Source organism: Chromobacterium sp. FG89 (assembly GCF_057808735.1).
In genome coordinates, this window is sequence record NZ_JBMDIQ010000004.1 from 15,761 (window position 1) to 40,059 (window position 24,299).

20 protein-coding genes are annotated in these 24,299 nt (G+C 65.7%); 9 read left to right on the forward strand and 11 right to left on the reverse strand.

Features of this window, described 5'->3' with window-relative positions; all coding sequences use genetic code 11:
• The first annotated feature begins 2 nt into the window (after positions 1–2).
• From narJ to ACODRW_RS05060, 7 genes are all read left to right on the forward strand, one after another.
• Positions 3–644: a nitrate reductase molybdenum cofactor assembly chaperone gene (gene narJ, locus ACODRW_RS05030; RefSeq protein ID WP_235089547.1), complete on the forward strand. Its 642-nt coding sequence runs from the start codon at positions 3–5 to the stop codon at positions 642–644.
• 22 nt (positions 645–666) lie between these two features.
• A complete protein-coding gene (gene narI / locus ACODRW_RS05035; RefSeq protein WP_107799001.1) occupies positions 667–1,353 on the forward strand; it encodes a respiratory nitrate reductase subunit gamma in 687 nt (228 codons plus the stop codon).
• Between the two features lie 204 nt (positions 1,354–1,557).
• Entirely contained in the window at positions 1,558–1,884 is a 327-nt protein-coding gene (locus tag ACODRW_RS05040) for a YMGG-like glycine zipper-containing protein (RefSeq protein WP_107799002.1), read from the forward strand.
• 143 nt (positions 1,885–2,027) lie between these two features.
• Positions 2,028–4,007, forward strand: a complete 1,980-nt coding sequence (locus ACODRW_RS05045) for a methyl-accepting chemotaxis protein (protein ID WP_488905288.1) — start codon at positions 2,028–2,030, stop codon at positions 4,005–4,007.
• 237 nt (positions 4,008–4,244) lie between these two features.
• Positions 4,245–5,219: a GTP 3',8-cyclase MoaA gene (gene moaA, locus ACODRW_RS05050; protein WP_235089544.1), complete on the forward strand. Its 975-nt coding sequence runs from the start codon at positions 4,245–4,247 to the stop codon at positions 5,217–5,219.
• A gap of 10 nt (positions 5,220–5,229) precedes the next feature.
• The gene (locus tag ACODRW_RS05055; RefSeq protein ID WP_107799005.1) at positions 5,230–7,164 is read left to right on the forward strand and encodes a type IV pili methyl-accepting chemotaxis transducer N-terminal domain-containing protein; all 1,935 of its coding nucleotides are present in this window, start codon (positions 5,230–5,232) and stop codon (positions 7,162–7,164) included.
• A 69-nt stretch (positions 7,165–7,233) separates the two neighbouring features.
• On the forward strand, positions 7,234–7,902 hold the full coding sequence (locus ACODRW_RS05060) for a response regulator (protein ID WP_488905289.1): 669 nt from the start codon (positions 7,234–7,236) through the stop codon (positions 7,900–7,902).
• Positions 7,903–7,954: 52 nt separating this feature from the next.
• On the opposite strand, the gene kdpE is transcribed toward ACODRW_RS05060, so the two are convergent.
• The 7 genes from kdpE to ACODRW_RS05095 form a co-directional block, all read right to left on the reverse strand.
• Positions 7,955–8,656: a two-component system response regulator KdpE gene (kdpE, locus tag ACODRW_RS05065; protein WP_488905290.1), complete on the reverse strand. Its 702-nt coding sequence runs from the start codon at positions 8,654–8,656 to the stop codon at positions 7,955–7,957.
• 14 nt (positions 8,657–8,670) lie between these two features.
• A complete protein-coding gene (locus ACODRW_RS05070; RefSeq protein WP_107799006.1) occupies positions 8,671–11,361 on the reverse strand; it encodes a sensor histidine kinase in 2,691 nt (896 codons plus the stop codon).
• A gap of 53 nt (positions 11,362–11,414) precedes the next feature.
• Positions 11,415–11,987 (reverse strand): potassium-transporting ATPase subunit KdpC, encoded by a 573-nt coding sequence (gene kdpC, locus ACODRW_RS05075; RefSeq protein ID WP_253315319.1) that lies wholly within the window; start codon positions 11,985–11,987, stop codon positions 11,415–11,417.
• A 20-nt stretch (positions 11,988–12,007) separates the two neighbouring features.
• Positions 12,008–14,128: a potassium-transporting ATPase subunit KdpB gene (gene kdpB, locus ACODRW_RS05080; protein WP_304502854.1), complete on the reverse strand. Its 2,121-nt coding sequence runs from the start codon at positions 14,126–14,128 to the stop codon at positions 12,008–12,010.
• 22 nt (positions 14,129–14,150) lie between these two features.
• On the reverse strand, positions 14,151–15,974 hold the full coding sequence (gene kdpA / locus ACODRW_RS05085) for a potassium-transporting ATPase subunit KdpA (protein WP_253315318.1): 1,824 nt from the start codon (positions 15,972–15,974) through the stop codon (positions 14,151–14,153).
• 2 nt (positions 15,975–15,976) lie between these two features.
• On the reverse strand, positions 15,977–16,066 hold the full coding sequence (gene kdpF, locus ACODRW_RS05090) for a K(+)-transporting ATPase subunit F (RefSeq protein WP_019103745.1): 90 nt from the start codon (positions 16,064–16,066) through the stop codon (positions 15,977–15,979).
• A gap of 452 nt (positions 16,067–16,518) precedes the next feature.
• Entirely contained in the window at positions 16,519–16,710 is a 192-nt protein-coding gene (locus tag ACODRW_RS05095; RefSeq protein ID WP_146176613.1) for a hypothetical protein, read from the reverse strand.
• A 307-nt stretch (positions 16,711–17,017) separates the two neighbouring features.
• Here ACODRW_RS05095 and ACODRW_RS05100 point away from each other — a divergent pair, with 307 nt between their 5' ends.
• Positions 17,018–17,788, forward strand: coding sequence for a sulfite exporter TauE/SafE family protein (locus ACODRW_RS05100; protein WP_227107460.1), 771 nt, complete (start codon positions 17,018–17,020; stop codon positions 17,786–17,788).
• 363 nt (positions 17,789–18,151) lie between these two features.
• On the opposite strand, the gene alaS is transcribed toward ACODRW_RS05100, so the two are convergent.
• The 4 genes from alaS to recA form a co-directional block, all read right to left on the reverse strand.
• Positions 18,152–20,785, reverse strand: a complete 2,634-nt coding sequence (gene alaS / locus ACODRW_RS05105; protein ID WP_488905291.1) for an alanine--tRNA ligase — start codon at positions 20,783–20,785, stop codon at positions 18,152–18,154.
• Between the two features lie 76 nt (positions 20,786–20,861).
• Complete coding sequence (locus ACODRW_RS05110; RefSeq protein WP_227107464.1) at positions 20,862–21,320, reverse strand: SRPBCC domain-containing protein; 459 nt, start codon at positions 21,318–21,320, stop codon at positions 20,862–20,864.
• A gap of 2 nt (positions 21,321–21,322) precedes the next feature.
• Positions 21,323–21,778 (reverse strand): recombination regulator RecX, encoded by a 456-nt coding sequence (recX, locus tag ACODRW_RS05115; RefSeq protein ID WP_235089538.1) that lies wholly within the window; start codon positions 21,776–21,778, stop codon positions 21,323–21,325.
• A gap of 8 nt (positions 21,779–21,786) precedes the next feature.
• Positions 21,787–22,839: a recombinase RecA gene (gene recA / locus ACODRW_RS05120; RefSeq protein WP_043591738.1), complete on the reverse strand. Its 1,053-nt coding sequence runs from the start codon at positions 22,837–22,839 to the stop codon at positions 21,787–21,789.
• 310 nt (positions 22,840–23,149) lie between these two features.
• Between recA and hrcA the strand changes: the two genes are divergently transcribed.
• Positions 23,150–24,172: a heat-inducible transcriptional repressor HrcA gene (gene hrcA, locus ACODRW_RS05125; protein ID WP_107799013.1), complete on the forward strand. Its 1,023-nt coding sequence runs from the start codon at positions 23,150–23,152 to the stop codon at positions 24,170–24,172.
• Positions 24,173–24,299 lie beyond the last annotated feature (127 nt).

Consider the following 24,299-nt stretch of genomic DNA (forward strand, 5'->3'; position numbering starts at 1 on the left):
CCATGCGCATCTATCAGGCCTTATCGGCGCTGCTGTGCTACCCGGAGCCGGATCTGATCGCGGCGGCGGATGATATCCGCGCCGAGGTGGCGGCCGAGCCGCGCATCGCCCGGCTGCTGGAGCCCTTGCTGCTGTCCTTGGAGGGCGAGGATCTGATCACGCTGCAAGAACGCTATGTGCAGACCTTCGATCGCAACCCCAGCCATTCGCTGCACCTGTTCGAGCATATCCACGGCGAGGACCGCGCCCGCGGCCAGGCCATGGTGGACCTGCTGGCCGAATACCAGGCCCAGGGCCTGGAGCCGGCGGCGAACGAGCTGCCGGACTATCTGCCGCTGTTCCTGGAGTTCCTGGCGCAGTGCCAGCCGGAGGAGGCCGCCCGGCTGCTCTCCGACGCGGTGCACGTGATCGCCCACGTGGCCGGCAAGCTGGCCGACAGCCATTCCCACTACGCCGGCGTGCTGCAGGGGCTGGTGCTGCTGTCGCCGGTGGAGCCGGAAGCGCTGACCGTGCCGCCGGTGCGCGACATGGACGAGATGCTGGAGACCTTCGGCCCCGGCGCGGACGGCGTGGAGCCGCTGCTGAAGCCGGCGCGGCCGGCCATCGCCCCGGTGAATTTTTACCCGCAGCGGCCGCAGGGCTGAATCCCGCTGCCAGGAGAGCAACATGAACTATCTGCACCAATTCGTATTCGGCATCTACCCCTACATCGCGCTGGCGGTGTTCCTGCTGGGCAGCCTGATCCGCTTCGACCGCGAGCAATACAGCTGGAAGAGCGAATCCTCGCAGCTGCTGTACCGCGGCCAGCTGCGGCTGGGCAACATCCTGTTCCACCTCGGCATCATCGGCCTGTTCTTCGGCCATCTGGTGGGCCTGTTGACGCCGGTGGCGGTATGGGACGCGCTGGGCGTCAGCCACAGCTTCAAGCAAGTGTTCGCGATGACGGCCGGCGGCATCATGGGCGGCCTGTGCCTGATCGGCATCCTGATCTTGCTGCACCGTCGCTTTACCTGTGACCGGCTGGCGGCCAACACCACCTGGCGCGACAAGCTGGTGTTGCTGTGGATTCTGGCCACCTTGCTGCTGGGCCTCAGCACCATCGCGGTGTCGGCGCAGCATCTGGACGGCCACGAGATGGTGTTGCTGATGAGCTGGGCCCAGCACATCGTCACCCTGCGCGGCGACGCGGCCATCTTCATCGTCGGCGCCTCGCCGGTGTTCAAGGCGCACTTGTTCATGGGCATGAGCTTGTTCGTGATCTTCCCGTTCACCCGTCTGGTGCACGTGTGGAGCGGCTTCGGCGCGGTGACTTATCTGGGCCGGGCCTGGCAGCTGGTGCGGCCGCGGGGTTGATCCGGCGGGTTTGCCAAGATTCAGCATGAGGTCGCGGCGGGGCATCCTTGGATGCTCCGCCGTTTTTCATGCCATCCGGCTACATATAAATTCGATAAGTTGTGAAGCGATAACAAGAGAGAACAATTCCTAACAATTCGAAACAGCCGGCTGTCAACCAAACGGTTAAGCTGCCTCATCCGTTTAAATTCAGGAGTTAGCCGCATGAAACGCGCACTTGTCATCTTATCGCTGAGCCTGGCCGGTTTGGCCTCCACCGCCCTGGCGGACACCTCCACCATCGTCGGCGGCGCGCTGGGCGGCGCGGCCGGCGCGGCGGTGGGCGAGGCGGTGGGCGGCCGCAACGGCGCCATCATCGGCGGCGCGGTGGGCGGCGCTTCAGGCGCGGCCATCGGCCACGACTACGGCAAGCCGGCGGCGTCGGAACGCCGCGACGACGACGGCCGCCGCTATCGCAAGCACCGCCATCGCCATCACCGCGACAAAGGCTATTTCTGCCCGCCGGGCCAGGCCAAGAAAGGCCGTTGCTGAGCCGCCGCGGCTGTCCAGCCGGCCATTGGCATTAAACCCATTGCAGTATTCAGCATGAACCGGGCTTGATCTATATTGATGGGTGTTGGTTTCCATTGTCATGGAAAATCAAGAGAAACAGTCGATAGAGATCGGAGCCCGCCATGCTGTCCAGGCTATCCCTCGCCAGCAAGCTGCTATTGCTGCTGCTGCCTTTTTCCGCCGCCCTGATCGGCCTGGCCTCGGTGCTGGCCGTCGATCGCTTCCAGACCCTGTCGGAACTGCAACGCTCGGATCGCCTGATCCAGGTGGCGGCGCGTTCCAGCCAGTTGATCCACGATTTGCAGACCGAACGCGGCCTGAGCAACGGCTTCCTCAGCGGCCAGGCCGCCGGCTTGCCGCCGCCCTTGCAGCAGGCGCGCGCGGTCAGCGACAAGGACCTGGCCGCCTTCCGCGACGAGGCGGTCAATCACGCCGCCAGCAGCCTGGCCGGCGATCTGTCCGCCCTGAGCAGTCAACTGGACGGCCTGTCCCAGCTGCGCGACAGCGTGGAAAAACGCGCGACGCCGGCGGCCGAGGCCTTCTCCGCCTATTCCGGCCGCATCGACGCCCTGATCGGCCTGATCGCCAAGCTGGCGCAGGCCAATAGCGACGGCGATCTGCTGCGCAGCACCGCGGCCTTGCTCAGCCTGCAATGCGAGAAGGAGTTCGCCGGCCGCGAGCGCGGCTACGTCAACGGCGTGCTCAACGGCGGCGCGTTCGATCAAAAAAGCTTTGCCCAGGCGGTGGGCCTCAAGGCCAAGCAGGACGCCTGCGCCGGACAGCTGCGGCTGATGGCGGACGATACGCTGCGCGCCCAGATGGACGCGGTGGAAGGCGGCGACGAGGCCAAGGCCTTGCAGGCGCTGCGCGATAAACTCTTGGGCCAGGCCCTGGGCCAGCCGGCCGGCGTGGTGCCGGCGGCGTGGTTTCAGGCGGCGACCCAGCGCATCGGCGCGTTGAAAACGCTGCAGGACAAGCTGCTGTCCGATCTGGCCGGCCTGGTGGCGGCCAAGGTGTCCCAGGCCCGCGTCGACCTGTGGGTGACGCTGGGCGGCTCCGCCCTGGTGATTCTGGCCCTGGGCGGCCTGGGTTTCGCCATCTATCGCGGCATCCATGTGCCGGTGCAGCGGCTGGAACTGCTGATGACCTCGATGAGCCGGGATTTCGACCTGAGGCCGCGCGCCGACATCCGCGGTCACGATGAAATCGCGCGCATGGGCAAGGCTTTCGACCACTTGGTGGAGGCCTTCGCCCGCACCCTGAACCAAGTCAATCACAACGCCCACAGCCTGGTGGAGGCGGCGCACGCGATGCTGGCGATTTCCCATCGCGCCGCCAAGGCTTCGGAAACCCAGAGCCAGTCGGCGGCCGGCATCGCCGCGGCGGTGGAGGAGATGAGCGCGGGCATCGAGTCGGTCAGCGCCAACACCCGGCTGTCGCTGAACGTGGCGCAGCAGATGCAGAGCAGCGTCAGCGACGGCCGCGAACGCATGCGCAGCACCACGCAGGCGATGAATCAGACCTCGACGGTGCTGGACGACGCCGGCGGCCGGATAGAATCCTTGCAGCAGAAGTCCGAAGACATCCGCTCCATCATCACCGCCATCCGCGAGATCGCCGACCAGACCAATCTCTTGGCCTTGAACGCGGCGATCGAGGCCGCGCGCGCCGGCGAGATGGGCCGCGGCTTCGCCGTGGTGGCGGACGAGGTGCGCAAACTGGCCGAGCGCACCGGCAAGGAGACGCTGGACATCACGTCGCTGATCGAGGATATCCGCGGCGAGACCCAGACCGCCGCCCACCACATGCAGGAGGCGCGTCAGCGCATGGAGTCCGGTCTGGAGCTGGTGGGCCAGACCGTGCACGACCTGGATGAAATCCACCAGGAAGCCAGCGAGGCCGCGGCCAAGAGCCAGGGCACCGCGGTGGCGATGGCGCAGCAGACCGCGGCCAGCGGCGAGGTGGCCAACAATATCAGCGTGATCGCTTCGCTGGCGGAGGAGAATTCCGGCCTGGTGCAAGAGGTGGCGGATTTGTCCGACCGCCTCAACGCCTCGGCCAGCGAGCTGGTGGGTCTGGTGGACAAGTTCAAACACGCCTGAGCGCCGATTTTCCACGGGGGCGCTCCTGATCGCCGGACGCGCCTGTTCCCTTCACCCTGCGCTCGCATTTCGCCGGCCGGCCCCTAGTCACAAGTGACTAGGGGCCGGCGTGCTTTGGTTGGACTGCGAATTGTTGGGCTAGCTAGTAAAATGGAATCAGGAAATATCAGATTGGCGGCGACAGCCGGGCCACTTGGTTGCGACTAAGCGGTATCATTGGCTGCCATGGAGGAACTCATGCTTACCGACCGCTTCGGGCGCTCCATCGAATACCTGCGTCTGTCCGTGACCGACCGTTGCGACTTGCGTTGCAATTACTGCCTGCCCAAAGGCTTCAAAGGCTTCGAAGAGCCGGCCAACTGGCTGACCTTCGACGAGATAGAACGCGTGGTGGCGGCTTTCGCGCGCCTGGGCACGCGGCGGCTGCGGCTGACCGGCGGCGAACCGCTGCTGCGCCGCAATCTGCCGGAGCTGGCGGCGCGCCTGTCCGCGCTGCCCGGCCTCAACGACCTGTCGCTGACCAGCAACGCCACTCAGTTGGCGCGCCACGCCCAGGCGCTGCGCGCCGCCGGAGTCAGCCGCGTCAACGTCAGCCTGGACTCGCTGCGCCGCGATTGCGTGCACGACATCACCGGCAGCGACAGCCTGCCGCGGGTGATGGAAGGGCTGATGGCGGCCAAGGAGGCCGGCTTTTCCCCGATCAAGATCAATATGGTGGCGATGAAGGACGTCAACGACGCCGACATCGGCGCCATGGTCGCCTTCTGTATCCAGCATGGCTTCGTGCTGCGGCTGATCGAAGCCATGCCCATGGGCGACACCGGCCGCGCCGCCAGTTACCTGGACTTGCAGCCGGTGCTGCGTCAGCTGCAAACCGAATTCGACCTGGTCGAACAGGCCGCCACCCTGGGGGGCGGCCCGGCCCGCTACTGGAAAACCCGGGACGGCGGTTTCTCGCTGGGCCTGATCACGCCCATTTCCCAACATTTCTGCGCCACCTGTAACCGGGTACGGCTGTCCGTGGACGGCACGCTCTACATGTGTCTGGGCCAGGAAGAAAGTTTCGAACTGCGCCCTCTGCTGCGCGCCGGCGTCAGCGACGCCGAACTGGAAGCGGCGATCCGCGCGGCGATAGAACTGAAACCGGAGCGACATGAATTCAGCGAGAAGCCGAAAAAGCTGGTGCGCTTCATGTCGATGACCGGTGGCTAGGGCGACGGCGATGCGGCTGAACGTGTCCCCGGTGCTGGGCGGCCCGCTGGGCCAGCGGCTCAGCGCCAAGATCGTCGGCGTGCTGGCGATTTTTCTCTTGGTGGCGCTGGGTTCCATCGGCGCCACGCTGTGGCTGTCCTGGCAGCAGGAGGGCGGCGCGGCGGCGATCAACGACGCCGGCAGCCTGCGCATGCGCGTCACCCGGCTGGCGCTGGATTTGCAGCTTAGCGGCCAGGACGGCGCGCGCGCCGACGCGCTGCGCCGCGACATGGTCAATTACGAAGCCATCTTGCAGCGGCTGCGCCGCGGCGACCCGGCGCGCCCGCTGCTGGTGCCGCGTCAGGCGGACATCCAGCAGGCGCTGACCCAGGTGGAAACGCAGTGGCGCGAGCAACTGAAACCGGTGTTGCAGGACGCGCTGACGCGGCCCGGCGACAACGCGGCGGAGGCCGCCCGTTTCGCCGAGCGCGTGGCGCTCTACGTGGCGGACATCAACACCTTCGTCAGCGGCATGGAGGCCTACAACGCGCGCAACACCGATTATCTGCGCCTGCTGCAGCTCTTGCTCGCCAGCATGGCGGTGGTGGGCACCGTCGCGCTGATTTATCTGATGCTGTTGATCGTGCTGCGGCCGCTGGACAAGCTGCACCAGGGCATACGCCGGCTGGCGGCCGGCGATTACAGCGTGCGGGTGCCGGTGGAGACCGACGACGAATTCGGCCAGGTCAGCACCGGCTTCAATCTGATGGCGGCCTGTCTGTCCGAATCCCACGCCACGCTGGAAGAGCGGGTGCGCGGCAAGACCGCCAGCCTGCAGCAGAAAAACCAGGAATTGGCGCTGTTGTACGAAATCACCTCCTTCTGCAATCAATCCCAGCCGCTGGAAGCGCTGTGCAAGGGCTTCCTCGCCCGGGTGATGCGCGCCTTCGACGCCGACGGCGGCGCGGTGCGCTTGACCGATCACGGCCAGGGCATGGTGTTCGTGGTGGCCGACGACGGCTTGCCGGAAGGGCTGCTGCGCGAAGAGCATTGCCTGAAAGTGGGCGACTGCCTGTGCGGCGAGGCCGCCGCCAAGGCCGAGAGCCGGGTGGAGAATATGCGCGGCCTGCCGGACAAACAGTGCAGCCGCGAAGGTTTCCGCGTGGTCAGCGCCTTCCCGGTGGCGACGCAAAACCGCACCTTGGGCATTTTCAATCTGCATTTCCGACAGGCGCGCATCCTGCCGCCGCAGCAGGTGCGGCAACTGGAGATGCTGGGCCAGCACCTGGCGGTGGCGATAGAAAACCTGAGGCTGGCGGCTAAGGAGCGCGAACTGGCGGTGCTGGAGGAGCGCAATCTGGTGGCCCAGGGCCTGCACGACAGCATCGCCCAGGGCCTGTCCTTCCTGAATCTGCAAACCCAGATCATGCGCCAGGCGCTGGACAGCGGCGACCCGGGCCTGGTGGACGACACGCTGGCCTTGTTCGAGGCCGGGGTCAAGGAAAGCTACGACGATGTGCGCGAGCTGCTCAACAACTTCCGTTCCAAATTGTCGGAAAGCCTGAGCCAGGCGGTGAGCAGCCTGCTGGACAAATTCCGCAAGCAGACCGGGATGCGGGTGGAGCTGCGCTCCACCGGAGCCGGCGCGCCGCTGATGCCGGAACAGCAATTGCAGATCCTGTTCATCTTGCAGGAGGCGCTGTCCAATGTGCGCAAGCACGCCGAGGCCAGCCAGGTCACGGTCAGCCTCAGCGACGACGGCGAGGTCTTCGTGCTCAGCGTGCTGGACAACGGCGTCGGTTTCGATCTGGATACCGTGCGCAACAAGGGCGACGGCCATTTCGGCCTGTCCATCATGCAGGAGCGCGCGCAGCGCGCCGGCCTGCAACTGGACATCGAATCCACTCCGGAGGCGGGCACCCTGGTCAGCCTGCTGCTGCCGCGCGCGCGGCGCATGGCCGCTTGAGCCACTGGCGCGGCGGCTAGACAGCTCTCATACTGTCTATATCTGAATTTGAAAGACCCGGACTCGATGATGTCTGAACAGACCATACGCATTTTGCTGGTGGACGATCACACCTTGTTCCGCAGCGGAATCAAGGCCTTGCTGGCGCGCCAGGCGGCTTTCGACGTTGTCGGCGAGGCGGCCGACGGCGCCGAGGGCGTCAAGCTCGCCAAGCAGCTGGACCCGGACGTGGTGTTGCTGGACCTGAACATGCCGGGCATTTCCGGCGTGGAGGCGCTGACCCTGATGCTGCAGGACCAGCCCAAACGGGCGGTGGTGATGCTGACGGTGTCCGAGGAGGCCGACGACCTGACCGCGGCCTTGAAGGCCGGCGCGCGCGGCTATCTATTGAAAAACATCGACGCCGACTTTCTGACCCAGGCGGTGGCGCGCGCCGCCGCCGGCGAATCGGTGATGAGCGATTCGATGACCGCCAAGCTGATGGCCCAGTTCCGCCACGGCGCGGCGCCGCCGGTGGAGCCGGCGGAACAGGAGCTGGACCGGCTGACCCCGCGCGAACGCGAAATCCTCGGCTTTCTGGCCCAGGGCAAGAGCAATAAGGAAATCGCGCGCAGCCTGGATCTGGCCGAGAGCACGGTCAAGATCCATGTGCAGAACATCCTGAAGAAGCTCAGCCTCAGCAGCCGGGTGCAGGCGGCGGTGTTCGCGGTGGAGAACGGGGTGGGGCGCAGCGCGTGAGCGGCTGCGCGCGGCCCTGGCCCCCATGAACAGCTTCTAAGCGGCGGTCCGCTCAGCCCTCCACCAGCCGATAGCCGACTCCGGTCTCGGTGAGGATGTGGCGCGGCATCGCCGGATTGTCTTCCAGCTTCTGCCGCAGATGGCCCATATAGACGCGCAGATACTGGTTGTGCTCCGAGAACGACGGCCCCCATACCGCCAGCAGCAGCTCGCGATGGGTGATCACCTTGCCGGCGCTGCGTATCAAGGTGGACAGCAGCCGATATTCTATCGGCGTCAGATGCACCGCCGTTTGCGCCTTGGCCACCTGCCGGTTGACCAGGTCCACCTTGATGTCGCCGAACTGGAACACCTGTTGCGCGGCGGCGCTGCCGTGGGTGCGGCGGCGCAGCAGCACGCGGACGCGCGCCAGGCATTCGGCCACGCCGAAGGGCTTGGTCAGATAGTCGTCGGCGCCGGCGTCCAGCGCGGCCACCTTCTCGGTTTCCTGGGTGCGCGCGGACAAGACCAGGATGGGCAGGTCGGTCCATTCGCGCAGCTGTTTGATGGTGTCCTGGCCGTTCATGTCCGGCAGGCCCAGGTCCAGGATCACCAGGTCCGGCTTGCGGGTGGCCACTTCGATCAGGCCTTGCTTGCCGGTTTCCGCCTCGTGGACGGTCAGGCCTTCTTCTTCCAGCGCCGCGCTCAGAAAGCGGCGTATCGGTTTCTCGTCTTCAATGACGACGATGCTGATCGGTGCGTCTTGCATGGTCATGGTTTTCTTTTGAGTTAGGGCGTCTCATCCGGCGGCAGCGCCGGCGCTTGACCGGCCGGCAGGCTGAAGCGGAATTCCGCGCCGTGCGGCGAGCGGTTGCGCGCGCTGATGCGGCCGCCGTGGATTTCCACGATGGAGCGGCAGATCGCCAGGCCCAGCCCCACGCCGGGGGTGCTGGACTCCGCCGCGCCGCGCGAGAATTTGTCGAAGGCGCGCTGTTCCATATTGGGCGGCAGGCCGGGGCCGTCGTCGCTGACCGACACCAGCACCTCCGCGCCTTCGCGCCGCGCCGCCAGCGTGATGCGGCTGCCCGGCGGCGTGTATTTGCCGGCGTTTTCCAGCAGGTTGACCAGCACCCGCTCCAGCAGCACGGCGTCGTATTCCAGCACCGGCAGGTCCGGGTCCAGCTCCAGCTTAAGTTCCCGGCCGCGCAGGCCGCGTTCGGCGGCGCGCAGCGCGCTGCCCACCACCTCGTCCAGCATCTGCCATTCCTTGTTCAGCTTGACGCCGGATTGCAGCCGCGCCATGTCCAGCAGATTGGTCACCAGCTTGTTCATGCGCAGCGCCTCGTCCTGGATGGCGGCGGCGATCTCGGCGCGCTGATCGTCGTCCACATTGGGCGAGCACAGCCGCTCGGACAGGCCGGCCATGGTGGTCAGCGGGGTGCGCAGATCGTGGGACACCACGGACAGCACGCTGTTGCGCAGCCGCTCGGATTCCATCGCCACGATGGCGTCCTGCGCCACTTCCACGTAATGCACGCGCTCCAGCGCCAGCGCGATCTGGGCGGCGCAGGTTTCCAGCAGTCTTTGCTGTTCCGGCAGAAAGGCCTGATCGGTGACTTCCGGCAGCAGCGCGATCACGCCGCGGTTGCGCATCGGCGCGCGCAGCGGCACGTAGAGCGCGGCGTTGGCGGGCAGGGTGTTGGTGCCGAGGCCGGCCGGCTGCTGATGATCGTAAACCCATTGCGCGACGCCGATGTCGGCATGGCCGCGGTCTTCGCCGGCCAGGCGCAGTTCGTCGCCGCTATTGGGCAGGAACAGGTTGACCTTGGCGGCGAACAGCGGCTCCAGCCGGCCGACGGCGGTGTCCACGATCTGGGCGGCGGTCAGCGCGCCGGCCAGTTCGCGGCCCAGATCGTACAGCGCGCGGGTGCGGCGTTCGCGATAGGTGGAGATATTGGCGGCGAAGCGCAGCCGGGCGGTGAGCTGGCTGATGATGGCGGCCACCAGCAACATCACCACGAAGGTCATCAGGTACTGGGTGTCGGTGACGGCGAAGGACATCTGCGGCGGCACGAAGAAAAAGTCGAAGGCCGCCACCGACAGCAGCGAGGCCAGCATGCCGGGGCCGCGGCCGTAGCGCACCGACACCAGCACCACCACCAACAGGTAGATCATGATGTCGTTGGCCAGCGCCACATGGGGAATCAGCAGGCCGGCCAGCAGCGTGGTCAGCAGGCAGGCGACGGCGGCGGCGATGTAGCCGGCGCGGGAGCGCGGGCTGTCCTGCTCTTCAAACAACAGGCTGGCGCCGGTCTTGGCGGCGCCGGCGTCCTCCGCTTCCAAGTCGTGGGCCACCACGTAGAGATCGATGTCGCCGGAGCGGCGGCTCAGCTCGTTGACCAGGGTAGGGCGCCACAGCCGCGACCAGCGGCCGCGGACGGATTTGCCCACCACCAGCTTGGAGACGTTGCGGCTGCGGGCGTAGGCCAGCAGCGTGGGCGCCAGTTCGTTGCCGCCCAGCACCGTGGTTTCCGCGCCCAATTCCTGCGCCAGCCTCAGGCCCTTGAGCACGCGGGCGCGTTGCTCCTCGGATAGTTTTTGCTGGCGCGGCGTTTCCACGTAGACGGCGATCCAGTCCGCGTCCAGATTGGCGGCCAGACGCTTGGCGCTGCGGATCAGCTTGTCGATGCCGGCGCTGGCGCCGACGCACACTAGCAAGCGCTCGCGCGCGTGCCAGACGGGGTTGATGGACTGGTCGGCGCGGTAGGCGCGCATCTGAGCGTCCACGCGGTCGGCGGTGCGGCGCAGCGCCAGTTCGCGCAAGGCCAGCAGGTTGCCCTTGCGGAAGAAGTTCTTCACCGCGCGCTCGGCCTGCTGCGGCAGATAGACCTTGCCGGCGGCCAGCCGGCCCAGCAGCTCGTCCGGCGGCAGGTCCACCAGCGCCACTTCGTCGGCGCGGTCGAACACGTGGTCGGGCAGGGTTTCGCGCACCACGATGCCGGTGATCTGTCCGACCACGTCGTTCAGGCTTTCCAGATGCTGGACATTGAGGGTGGTGTAGACGTCGATGCCGGCGGCCAGCAGCTCCTCCACGTCCTGCCAGCGCTTGGGGTGGCGCGAGCCGGGCGCGTTGGAGTGGGCGAATTCGTCCATCAGGATCAGCTGCGGCCGGCGCGCCAGCGCCGCGTCCAGATCGAACTCGGACAGTTCGTGGCCCTTGTAGGCGATCCGCCGCGGCGGCAGCAATTCCAGGTCCGCCAGTTGCGCCTGGGTTTCCTTGCGGCCGTGGGTTTCCACCACGCCCACCAGCACTTGCACGCCTTCCTGGCGCCGGGCGCGGGCCGCCGCCAGCATGGCGTAGGTCTTGCCGACCCCGGCGCAGGCGCCGAAGAATATCTTCAGCCGGCCACGTTGGGCGTCCAGTTCTTCGCGTTTCAGTTCATCCAGCAGCGCGTCCGGATCGGGACGGATGTCGGGCATGGCTTGTCCTGTTTTTTAGCCGCGGAAACCGGGGATTCCGCAGCTCGTTCTTATCAGCCGCGCCGCTGGTCCAGCGCCAGGTTCAATTCCAGCACATTGACGCGCGGCTCGCCAAGCAGGCCGAAGGTTTCGCCTATCACCCGGCTCTCCACCAGCTTGCGCAGCGCGGCCGGCTCCATCTTGCGGGCGGCGGCGACGCGCTCCAACTGGTAGAAAGCCGCGGCGGCGGAAATTTCAGGGTCCAGGCCGCTGGCCGAGGCGGTGACCAGGTCCACCGGCACCGGGCCGGTCTGCCCCGGATGGGCGGCGCGGATGCGTTCCACATTGGCCTTCACCGCGTCCAGCTGCGCCGGGTTGGTGGGGCCCAGGTTGGAGCCGCCGGACCCGCCGGCATTGTACGGCATTGGGCTGGTGGCGGACGGGCGGCCCCAGAAATATTGCGGGCCGGTGAAGTTCTGGCCTATCAGCCGCGAGCCGACGATCTTGCCGTCGCGTTCGATCAGGCTGCCGTTGGCCTGGAAAGGGAACAGCGCCTGGGCGGCCCCGGTGGTGAGCAAGGGGTAGGCGAGGCCGGTGATCAGGGTCAGGCCGCCGAACACCACCAGCAGCGGGCGTAACAGTTTCATTTGCTTTGTCCTTTCAGTGCTTATGCCAGGCTCAGCGCGCCCAGCAGCATGTCGATCAGCTTGATGCCGGCGAAGGGCACCAGCAGGCCGCCCAGGCCGTAGATCAGCAGGTTGCCGCGCAGCAGCTCCGCCGCGCTCTTGGCTTGATACTTGACCCCCTTCAGCGCCAGCGGGATCAGGAACACGATGATGACGGCGTTGAAGATCACCGCCGACATGATGGCCGAGGCCGGGCTGTTCAGGCCCATCACGTTCAGCGCGTTCAATTGCGGATAGGTGCTGGCGAAGGCGGCCGGAATGATGGCGAAGTATTTGGCCACGTCGTTGGCGATGGAGAAGGTGGTCAAGGAGCCGCGCGTCATCAGCATCTGCTTGCCGATTTCCACGATCTCGATCAGCTTGGTGGGATTGGAATCCAAGTCCACCATATTGCCGGCTTCCTTGGCCGCCTGGGTGCCGGTGTTCATCGCCACCGCCACGTCGGCCTGGGCCAGCGCCGGCGCGTCGTTGGTGCCGTCGCCGGTCATCGCCACCAGCTTGCCCTCGGCCTGATGGCTGCGGATCAGCTTGAGCTTGGCTTCCGGCGTGGCTTCGGCCAGGTAGTCGTCCACGCCGGCCTCGGCGGCGATGGCGGCGGCGGTCAGCGGGTTGTCGCCGGTGATCATCACCGTCTTGATGCCCATCTGGCGCAGCTCGGCGAAACGCTCCTTGATGCCGCCCTTGACGATGTCCTTCAGTTCGATCACGCCCAAGGCGCGATTGCCTTCCGCCACCAAGAGCGGGGTGGAGCCGCGGCGGGCCACTTCATCGGCGCTTTTCGCCAGCGCGTCCGGGAACTGGCCGCCCAGTTCGGCGATGTGGCGGCGGATGGCGTCGATGGCGCCCTTGCGGATCCGGCGGCCGTCGTAGTCTATGCCGCTCATCCGGGTTTGCGCGGTGAAGGGGATGAACGCGGCTTCATGGCTGGCCAGCTCGCGCTGGCGCAGATTGAACTGCTTCTTGGCCAGCACCACGATGCTGCGGCCTTCCGGGGTTTCGTCGGCCAGCGAGGCCAGCTGGGCGGCGTCGGCCAAAGCCTGTTCGCTGACGCCGGGCGCCGGAATGAAGGCCGAGGCCTGGCGATTGCCCAGGGTGATGGTGCCGGTCTTGTCCAAGAGCAGCACGTCCACGTCGCCGGCGGCTTCCACCGCGCGGCCGGAGGTGGCGATCACGTTGGCGCCCATCATCCGGCTCATGCCGGCCACGCCGATGGCGGACAAGAGGCCGCCGATGGTGGTGGGGATCAGGCATACCAGCAAGGCCACCAGGGTGGTGATGCCGATGGGCGAGCCGGCCTTGGCCGCTTCCACGCTGAACAGCGAGAAGGGCAGCAGGGTGACGGTGACCACCAGGAAGACGATGGTCAGCGCCACCAGCAGGATGGTCAGCGCGATCTCGTTCGGCGTTTTCTGGCGCTTGGCGCCTTCCACCATGGCGATCATGCGGTCGAGGAAGGTTTCGCCCGGGTTGACGGAAATCCGCACCACGATCCAGTCGGACAGCACGCGGGTGCCGCCGGTGACCGAGGAGAAATCGCCGCCGGCCTCGCGGATCACCGGCGCGGATTCGCCGGTGATCGCGGACTCGTCCACCGAGGCCACGCCTTCGATCACCTCGCCGTCCACCGGGATCACGTCGCCGGCTTCCACCAGCACATAGTCTCCCTTGCGCAGGCTGCTGCCGTCGATCACGGTCTTGCCGGCGTCGTGGCTGGGGCCGGACAGCTTCTTGGCCACCACGTTTTTCTTGGCCGAGCGCAAGCTGGCCGCCTGGGCCTTGCTGCGGCCCTCGGCCAGCGCTTCGGCGAAGTTGGCGAACAAGACGGTGAACCACAGCCACAGCGCCACCGCCAGGATGAAGCCGGACGGCGCCTCGCCCTGGCCGGCCAGGGACTGAACCCACAGCGCGCTGGTCAGGATGCTGCCGATGTAGACGACGAACATCACCGGGTTGCGCCACTGGGCGCGCGGCGACAGCTTCTTGAAGGAGTCGACGATGGCCGGTTTCACCAGGCTGGGGTCCAGCATGGATTTGGCCGCGCTCCTGTGGCCCGCTTGAACGGGCTGGGCGGCCGGCAGTTTGGAATGATTGATATCGTTCATTTTATGAGTCCTCCCGCAAGGTTCAGCGACCGCTGATCATCTGCAATTGCTCGACGACCGGGCCCAGCGCCAGCGCGGGAACATAGTTGAGCGCGCCCACCAGCAAGACGGTGCCTATCAGCAGCACCACGAACAGCGGGCCATGGGTGGGCAGGGTGCCGCCGGTGACGGCCAGCCGCTTCTTGGCGGCCAAGGAACCGGCGATGGCCAGGATGGGCACGATCATGAAGAAGCGGCCGAAGAACATGGCCACCGCGGTGGCGACGTTGTAGAAGGGCGTGTTGGCGGACAGGCCGGCGAAGGCGCTGCCGTTGTTGTTGGCGGCCGAGGTAAAGGCGTACAACACCTCGCTGAAGCCGTGGGCGCCGGGGTTGAGGACGCCGGCCTTGCCGGAGGCGGCCAGCACCGCGATGGCGGTCAGCGTCAGCACCAGAACCGGGGTGACCAGAATGGTGATCGCCGTCATCTTCATCTCATGGATTTCTATCTTCTTGCCCAGGTATTCCGGGGTGCGGCCCACCATCAGGCCGGAGATGAACACCGCCAGGATGGCGAAGATCAGCATGCCGTACAGGCCGGAGCCGACGCCGCCGAACACCACCTCGCCCAATTGCATCAGGAAGGTGGGCACCAGGCCGCCGATCGGGGTCAGCGAATCGTGCATGGCGTTGACTGCGCCGCAGGAGGCGGAGGTGGTCACCGCGATGAACAGCGAGGTGTCGATGACGCCGAAGCGGGTTTCCTTGCCTTCCATATTGCCGCCGGCCTGCAAATGGCTGGCCTGCTGATCCACGCCCATTGCGCTCAGCTGCGGCACGCCGGCCTGTTCCGCGCCGGTGGCCGTTACGACCGCGCAGACGAACATCACCGTCATCGCGGCGATGATGGCCCAGCCCTGGCGCTGGTCGCCCACCATGCGGCCGAACACGAAGCACAGCGCCGCCGGGATCAGGAAGATGGCCAGGCTTTGCAGGAAGTTGCTCAGCGGGGTGGGGTTTTCAAACGGGTGCGCCGAGTTGGCGTTGAAGAAGCCGCCGCCGTTGGTGCCCAGCAGCTTGATCGCTTCTTGCGAGGCCACCGGCCCCATGGGCAGCGTTTGCTGCTGGGTGCTGGCGTCCGCCATCACCGGCTTGCCGTCGGCGCCCAGGACCGCGTTGCCCTGAGCATCGGTCTTGGCCTGCTGATAATGGGTGGTTTCCACCGTCTGCGCGTTTTTATAGGCGGACAGGTTCTGGATCATGCCTTGCTGGCTGAAGGCCAGCGCGAACACGAAGGACAGCGGCAGCAATACGTAGAGAGTGAAGCGGGTGACGTCCACCCAGAAGTTGCCGATCTTGGCCGAGCCGTGACGGACAAAGCCGCGCACCAGGGCCAGCACCACCGCCGCGCCGGTGGCGGCGGACAGGAAGTTCTGCACCGTCAGGCCCAGCATCTGCACCAGATAGCCCATGGTGGATTCGCCGCCATAGCCTTGCCAGTTGGTGTTGGTGACAAAGGAGATCGCGGTGTTGAACGCGGAATCCGGCGCCACCGCGCCCATGCCTTGCGGGTTGAACGGCAGCCAGCCCTGCAAGCGTTGCAGCAGATACAAGGCCAGCGCGCCCAGCACATTGAACAACAGCAAGGCGACGGCGTAGCCGCGCCAGCCCATGTCTTCGTCCGGCTTGACGCCGGCCAGCCGGTAAAAGCCGCGCTCCAGCGGCGCGAACAGGCGCAGGGGGCCGACATTGTCGCCCTGCATCACGCGGGCGATATAGGCGCCCAGCGGCCAGGCCAGCGCCAGCAGCACCAGCAGGAACAAGCCCAGCTGCAAGGGTGCGGCCGAGCCGATGAAATTGGCGAACATGATTAAAAATTCTCCGGCTTAAGCAGTGCGTAGATCAGATAGCCAAGCAGGCCCAGCGCGATCAGCGCGCTGAGCAGATACCAGACGCTCATTCCTTTTCTCCCAGTTTCCGGCAGCCGGCGACGAAGCCGCAGGCCAGCGCGCCGAACAACAGGACGAGTCCCAGATAGACGACATCCATCATGAAAATCTCCATTTGAATCAGTAATGGAAAGGTACTGAAGCCGGCGTCAAAAACCCGATAAAAGCCGTTGGATAGAGATAAAAATCGCGTAAAAATCGATGGGAAATCGCCGTTTGGCGCAAATTCGGACGGATTTCGGCGGGAAAAGGAATTTTCTTTATGCGCGCGGAGGCGGAGACGCAGGGGACAACGGGCGAACGGCCGGCGTCGCTGGACGCGGGCGCGGCGGCGGGAAACGAAACGGGCGGCTCGGCACAGGCGGCAAGCGCGCTGTCCGCTTCAAGGCAGGGAGGTTGCGGCGTGGCGTATGGCTGGGCCGCTAACCGTCAACAGGCGGCAAGCCGCCAGTGGGCAAGGTGTTCAGAACAGGTCGTCGCAGCGGTCGGCCAGGAATCGGGCATCGTCCCGATCGTGCGCGCGCTGGCGCACTTTCTGCTGGCGCGACCTCTCAGCATCACTCAACTGAGGCTTGGCGACCGCATAGAGAAAACTCTCGTGCTGGTCTCTAGCCTGCTTTCTGCGAACACTCAGAGGAATACGGGAAGTCATCATCCTTGCACCTCTCGGTCACGTACTTGTGTGAGGCCAGGGCAAACCCTGACCCTTTGACATTGACGCTATTTTCGCGATTTGTAAAGCCCTGTTTGCTTGTGATTAGGAGCAAATCGGACTTGGGCATTCCAGCGGACTCCGCCCACGCTACCGGCGCGATGTTACCGCAGCATGATGGAGCGGGCGTCCGGGGCAAGTCTTTGAGGTAAATAACTTTTCGAATAATGTTGTTTCGAAACGGTATAAATCGTTATATGAAACTGGCGTAGCATGCCGCTATCGAATGGCGCGGCCAAGGAGCGGTTTTATGGAGTGGGGGTATGCGATCGCGGGTTTGGCGGTGGGCTTCATCGTTGGTCTGACCGGCGTGGGCGGCGGTTCGCTGATGACGCCCATCTTGCTGTGGTTCGGCATCTCTCCGGCCACCGCGGTGGGCACGGATCTCTTATACGCGGCCTTGACCAAGATGGGCGGAGTGACGGTGCATCATCGCCAAGGCCATGTCGATTGGCGCATCGCCGGCTGGCTGACCGCCGGCAGCGTGCCGGCGGCCCTGCTGGTGCTGGCCGGTCTGTCCTATCTGCATCTGCCGGAAAAAATGTTGGACACCCTGTTCAAGCTGGTGCTGGGCGTCGCCTTGCTGCTGACCGCCGCGGCCATCCTGGGCAAACCCTTGCTCTTGCGCTGGCTGGGCCGCGCCGGCGCGGCCAGCCCGTCGTTCGAGCCGCGGATAGGCTTGACCGTGGCCACCGGCGTGGTGTTGGGCGTTTTGGTGACGCTCAGTTCCATCGGCGCCGGGGCCCTGGGCACCCTGGCCTTGTTCCTGCTGTATCCGGCCTTGCCGACTTCGCGGCTGGTGGGCACCGAAATCGCCCACGCGGTGCCCTTGACCCTGGTGGCCGGTCTGGGACACGCCGGGCTCGGCAATGTGGATTTTACGCTCTTGCTCAATCTGCTGGCGGGCTCCCTGCCCGGCATCTGGCTGGGCAGCAAGCTGACGCGGCGGCTGGCGGAGGGCTGGTTGCGGCCGGCGCTGGCGGTGATGCTGGCGGTGATAGGCGGCAAGCTGGTGTTGTGAGCCGCGGCGCGGCATGACGGGACAGGGCGGCTCAGGCCGCCTTTTTTCATGGCCGCGCGCAAAAAAAACGCCCTGATCGGAGAGGCGAGCAGGGCTGAAATGCAAACAACAAAAGGAGAAGCCATCATTAAGCCTCTCAATATTAGTATTTCGTAATCCTGATGCCCTTGACCTGGAGCAAGAAAGCGGCGGCAGCCAAGGCCGACGGCGTGGAAGACAAAAAAAGACCGCGCAGCAGGCGCGGTCTGTTGACGAGAGTTGGGAGGCTTAGAACCTGTTTCCGATCTGCTGCGCGTCGGCGATACGGCGTTGAAAACGTTTTCGCCTTGTCTTGCCTTAGCCCGCGAGATCGCAAACACGTTCTTACAGCTTAGCCGCCACCCAGGCCTGCACGCCGGCCAAGGCCGCCGCCAGGTTTTCCGGCTGGGTGCCGCCGGCCTGGGCCATGTCCGGACGGCCGCCGCCCTTGCCGCCCACTTGCTGGGCGACGAAGTTGACCAGTTCGCCCGCCTTGAGCTTGGAGGTGAGGTCGGCGGTGACGCCGGCCACCAGCGCCACCTTGCCGTCGCCCTTGGCGGCCAGCACGATGGCGGCGGAGCCCAGCTTGTCCTTCAGCTTGTCCAGGGTTTCGCGCAGCGCGTTGTTGTCCGCGCCCGGCAGTTCCACCGCCAGCACCTTGACGCCGTTGACGTCGGCCGCGCCGTCGGCCAGGCTGTCGCCGGCGGAGGCGGCCAGTTGGCCCTTGAGTTTGGCCAGCTCTTTTTCCAGGGTCTTGACGTTGTCCTGCAAGCTGCCGATCTTGGCGGCCACTTCGTCCAGCGTCTGCGCTTTCAGCGCGCCGGCCGCTTCTTTGAGCAGGGCGTCCTGAGCCTGGATGTGGGCGATGGCGCCTTCGCCGGTGACGGCTTCGACGCGGCGCACGCCGGCGGCGACGCCGCTTTCCGCCACGATCTTGAACAGGCCGATGTCGCCGGTGCGCTGCACATGGGTGCCGCCGCACAGTTCGGCGGAGAAGTCGCCCATGGTTAGCACGCGCACTTCATCGCCGTATTTTTCGCCGAACAGCATCATCGCGCCGGATTTCTGCGCGGCTTCCATGCTCATCACTTCGGCCTTGACCGGCAAGTTGTGGCTGATCACGCGGTTGACCACGCGCTCCAGCTCGGCGATCTGTTCTGCGCTGACCGGTTCGCCGTGGGCGAAGTCGAAGCGGGTGCGCTCCGGATTCACCAGCGAGCCCTTCTGCGCGACATGGTCGCCCAGCACGTGGCGCAGCGCCGCGTGCAAGAGGTGGGTGGCGGAGTGGTTGCGGGCGCTGGCGGCGCGCGCGTGCAGATCGATGGTGGCGGTCACGCTGTCGCCGACGGCCAGGCGGCCGCGGGCCAGCTTGCCTTTGTGGCCGAACACCGCGGCCTGGATCTTCTGGGTGTCGTTGACGTCGAACAGCGCGCCGATGCCGCCTTGCAGCGAAATCTCGCCCACGTCGCCGACCTGGCCGCCGCCTTCGGCGTAGAAGGGGGTGTCGTCCAGCACCACGATGCCTTCTTCGCCGGCTTCCAGCGCGGCGACGGCCTCGGTGCCCTTGAACAGCGCCAGGACCTTGGCGTCGGTGCTGGCGGAATCATAGCCGTGGAAGCAGGTGTCGGCGCCGCTGTAGCTGACCTTGCCGGTCATCTTGAAGCTGGAGCCGGCGCGGCCGCGCTCGCGCTGCGCTTCCATCGCGCGCTCGAAGCCTTCCAGATCGGCGTGGATGTCGCGTTCGCGGCAGATGTCGGCGGTCAGGTCCACCGGGAAGCCGAAGGTGTCGTAGAGCTTGAAGATGGTGTCGCCGTCAAGCTTGGTCTTGCCGCCTTCCAGCGCGGAGTCCACCAGGCCCATGCCGATTTCCAGCGTCTCGGCGAACTTGATCTCCTCGGCGCGCAGCGCGTCTTCGATATGCGCCTGCTTCTCGCGCAGTTCCGGATAGGCGTCGCCCATCTCGGCCACCAGGTCGGCGACGATCTTGTGGAAGAACAGGCCTTTCTGGCCCAGCTTGTAGCCGTGGCGGATGGCGCGGCGGGCGATGCGGCGCAGCACGTAGCCGCGGCCTTCGTTGGACGGCAAGATGCCGTCGGCGACCATGAAGCAACAGGCGCGGATGTGGTCGGCGATCACTTTGAGCGACGGCACGTCCTGGCTGTAGGCCATGCCGGTTTCGCGCGCGGCGGCGCGCACCAGGCAGGCCAGCGCGTCGGTCTCGTAGTTGGACTTGACGTGTTGCAGCACGGTGGACAGGCGTTCCAGACCCATGCCGGTGTCGACCGACGGCTTGGGCAGCGGATGCAGGGTGCCGGACTCGTCGCGGTTGAACTGCATGAACACGTTGTTCCAGATTTCCATGAAGCGGTCGCCGTCTTCGTCCGGGCTGCCCGGAGGGCCGCCGGCCACGCTCGGGCCGTGGTCGTAGAAGATCTCGGTGCAGGGGCCGCAGGGGCCGGTGTCGCCCATGGTCCAGAAGTTGTCGGAGGCGTACGGCGCGCCCTTGTTGTCGCCGATGCGGATGATCTTGTCGGCCGGCAGGCCCACGCTCTTGTGCCAGATGTCGTAGGCTTCGTCGTCGGAGGCGTAGACGGTGACCAGCAGCTTGTCCTCGGGCAGGTTCAGCCATTGCTCGCCGGTCAGGAATTCCCAGGCGAAGGTGATGGCGTCCTGCTTGAAGTAATCGCCGAAGCTGAAGTTGCCCAGCATTTCGAAGAAGGTGTGGTGGCGCGCGGTGTAGCCGACGTTTTCCAGGTCGTTGTGCTTGCCGCCGGCGCGCAGACATTTCTGGCTGGTGGTGGCGCGGCTGTAATCGCGTTTTTCAAAGCCCAGGAACACGTCCTTGAACTGCACCATGCCGGCGACGGTGAACATCAGCGTGGGGTCGTTGCCGGGGATCAGGCTGCTGGAGGGCACTACCTGATGGTTTTTGCCGGCAAAGAAATCCAGGAATTTCTGGCGAATTTCAGAGGTTTTCATGTTTGATTTCGTAAGATTGCGAATTCTGGGCCGCTTTGGGGGCTTGAACCCAGAGCGGCGCGGACAGCTGATTGTGTCAAGCCGCGCCGGCGCTGGCAAGGGTTTCGGCGCGGCGCTTGAGCGCCTGGTTCATCAATTCGAAACCCTTGCGCGTGTCGGCCAGCAGCGTCTGGCCGAACAGCGGCAGCAAGAGGCCGCTGAAAGTTTCGCCGTGATGCAGGCGGGTGCCGCCGTTTTCCAGCGCTTCCAGGCGAAAACTGTGGCGGCCGTCCAGCAGGCCGGGCAGCAGCGCGCGCCCCAGCCAGACCAGCTCCTCCGCCGTTTGCAAGACTTCCAGCCGCGGGCGGAAGGTCAGCCGCGGCCGGCCGGGCGGATGGACGCTGACCACCAGGCGAGACCCTATCTGCTGGCGGCCGTGCAGGCCGACGATGAAGGGGTTCCACTCCGGGTAGGCTGCCCAGTCGCACAGCACGCGCCAGACCGCGGACGGCGCGGCGTCTATGTCGATATGGGTGGCGATGCCGCGCGTTTGCATGCTCAGTCCTCGTCGGCGGGAAAGTCGTCGTCGGCGGCGCCGCTGAGCACCTTCCCGATCACGGACATCGGGAAGCCGCGTCCGGCCAGGAAGCGGATCTGGCGCGCGCGCTCCTGCGGCGTGTCCGGCAGCTGGCCGAACTTCTTCCGCCATTGCGCCTGGGCGGCGGCAAGGTCGTCGCGGCCTTGCAAGGCGTCGCGGATCAGTTCGGCGTCCACGCCGCGTTGACGCATTTCCTGTTGCAGGCGGCGGCTGCCGTAGCGCTGGCCCTTGCTGTCGGCGAACTGCTGGGCGAAACGCTGATCGGACTGCCAGCTGTGTTCGGCCAGATCATCCAGCAAGGCCGTCAATTGTTCCGGGCTCTCCGCAAACGGAGCGAGCCGCCGCTCCAGTTCCCGCCGCGTGTATTCGCGGCGGGACAGGAGATCGACGGCTCGCGCCCTCAGGCTTTTTTCCATTCAGGGAATCAGGCGTCGAGCGCGTCGTCGGCGAACTCTTCGTCCGGCTGGCCTTCGGTGATTTCCACTTTGATGCCCACCGCGTCGCGGATCTTGCGTTCCACTTCAGCGGCGATTTCCGGGTTGGACTTCAGCCATTCGCGGGTGTTGTCCTTGCCCTGGCCGATCTTCTGGCCGTTGTAGGCGTACCAGGCGCCGGATTTGTCGATGAAGCCGTGCTTGACGCCCAGTTCGATGATCTCGCCCTGACGGGAGATGCCCTCGCCGTACAGGATTTCGAAATCGGCCTGGCGGAACGGCGGCGACACCTTGTTCTTCACCACTTTGACGCGGGTGTCGTTGCCGATCACTTCCTCGCCCTTCTTGATGCCGCCGGTGCGGCGGATGTCCAGGCGCACGGAGGCGTAGAATTTCAGCGCGTTGCCGCCGGTGGTGGTTTCCGGGTTGCCGAACATCACGCCGATCTTCATGCGGATCTGGTTGATGAAGATCACCAGGGTGTTGGTGCGTTTGATGTTGCCGGTCAGCTTGCGCAGCGCCTGGCTCATCAGGCGGGCTTGCAGGCCCACGTGGCTGTCGCCCATCTCGCCTTCGATTTCAGCCTTGGGCACCAAGGCGGCGACGGAGTCGATCACGATCAGATCGACGCCGCTGGAGCGCACCAGCATGTCGCAGATTTCCAGCGCCTGCTCGCCGGTGTCCGGCTGCGAGATCAGCAGGTCGTCGACCTTGACGCCCAGCTTTTGCGCATATTGCGGGTCCAGCGCGTTTTCCGCGTCGATGTAGGCGCAGGTGCCGCCCAATTTTTGCATCTCGGCCACCGCTTGCAGACACAGGGTGGTTTTACCGGACGACTCCGGGCCGTAGATTTCCACCACGCGGCCGCGCGGCAGGCCGCCGACGCCCAGCGCCAGGTCCAGACTCAGCGAGCCGGTGGAGACCACTTGCAGGTTTTCGTTGATCTGGTTGTCGCTCATGCGCATGATCGAACCCTTGCCAAACTGTTTTTCAATTTGGGCAAGGGCCGCGGCCAACGCTTTGCTCTTGTCTTCGGATGCCATGCTGTCTCCAGTGTGGGGGGCGCTAAACAAAATGAATGCTCGGCCAGCGGCGGGCCGTGTCCATGGCGGCGGGGAAAACCCGATGCCGGACAGGGGTTTGCGCGGCGCCGGCGGGCTTGCCCCGTCGCGCTCGCGCTTGCCGCGCCGATAGCCGAAAAGATGCCGTCGATTATCTCATAAAGCCTTGGCCAACGGCAGAGCCGCTTGCCGGCGATACCGTCCTTCGGGACGGGAAACCGCGATCTCGCTTGAAAAAGTTGTGATTGCGACCACTTTTACAAGTGTCCACCCTGTGTACAATGAAGCCATCATGATGAACGAACGCGCGCAACACCTGCTCAAGGTCCTGATCGAACGCTACATCGTCGACGGCCAGCCGGTGGGGTCCAAAACCCTGTCCATGCTGCCCGGCGTCGAGCTGTCGTCCGCGTCCATCCGCAATGTGCTGGCGGAGCTGGAGGCGATGGGGCTGATCGCGGCGCCGCACACCTCGGCCGGCCGGGTGCCCACCGCGCGCGGCTACCGCATGTTCGTCGATCGTCTGCTCACCATCCGGCCTTTGGAAGAGGCGGCGCTGCACGAGCTGGAGCTGAATCTGCAGCCGGACAGCCCGCAGCGCATCGCCCAGTCCGCGTCCTCCTTGCTGTCCGAGCTGACGCATTTCGCCGGCGTGATCGTCACGCCGCAGCGCTCCGACATCGCTTTTCGCCAGATCGAATTCCTGCGCCTGTCCGAGCGGCGGGTGCTGATGATCTTGGTGACGTTGGACGGGGACGTGCAGAACCATCTGCTGACCACCGAACGCGATTACACGCCGTCGGAATTGATAGAGGCCGGCAATTTCATCAACCAGCATTACGCCGGCCAGGGGCTGGATCGCATCGCCAGCCGGGTGGCGGACGAGTTGCGCCAGCTGCAGGGCGACATCGCCGAACTGATGTCGGCGGCGATCCGCCTGGGGCAGAGCTCGATGGCGGCCAGCAGCGCCGCGGTGGTGGTGGCCGGCGGCAGCCGGCTGCTGGAGGTGAGCGACCTGTCCGAGGACTTGTCGCGGCTGCGTCAGTTGTTCAGCGTGTTCGAACGCAAGACCGAGCTGCTAAAGCTGCTGAACCAGGGGCGGGAAGCGCAAGGCGTGAACATTTTCATCGGCGAGGAGTCTGGCGTGATGACGCTGGACGAATGCTCGGTGGTGACCGCGCCTTACCGGATCAACGGCCAGGTGGTCGGCGCGCTGGGCGTGGTCGGTCCCACCCGGATGGCTTACGAGCGGGTGATCCCTATCGTCGACATTACCGCGCGCCTGGTGTCCAGCGCCTTGTCGTTCCGGGCCTAGCGCCCGTGCGCCGGCCGTGCGCCGGTTTTGGCCGCCGCAAGGCTTGACGCGAGGTCTGCGGCTATAGTTTTCGCGCCGCGTTCTTCGAGGAGCGCGGCTAAGTCAAAAACGCTTATTCAGAAACCAG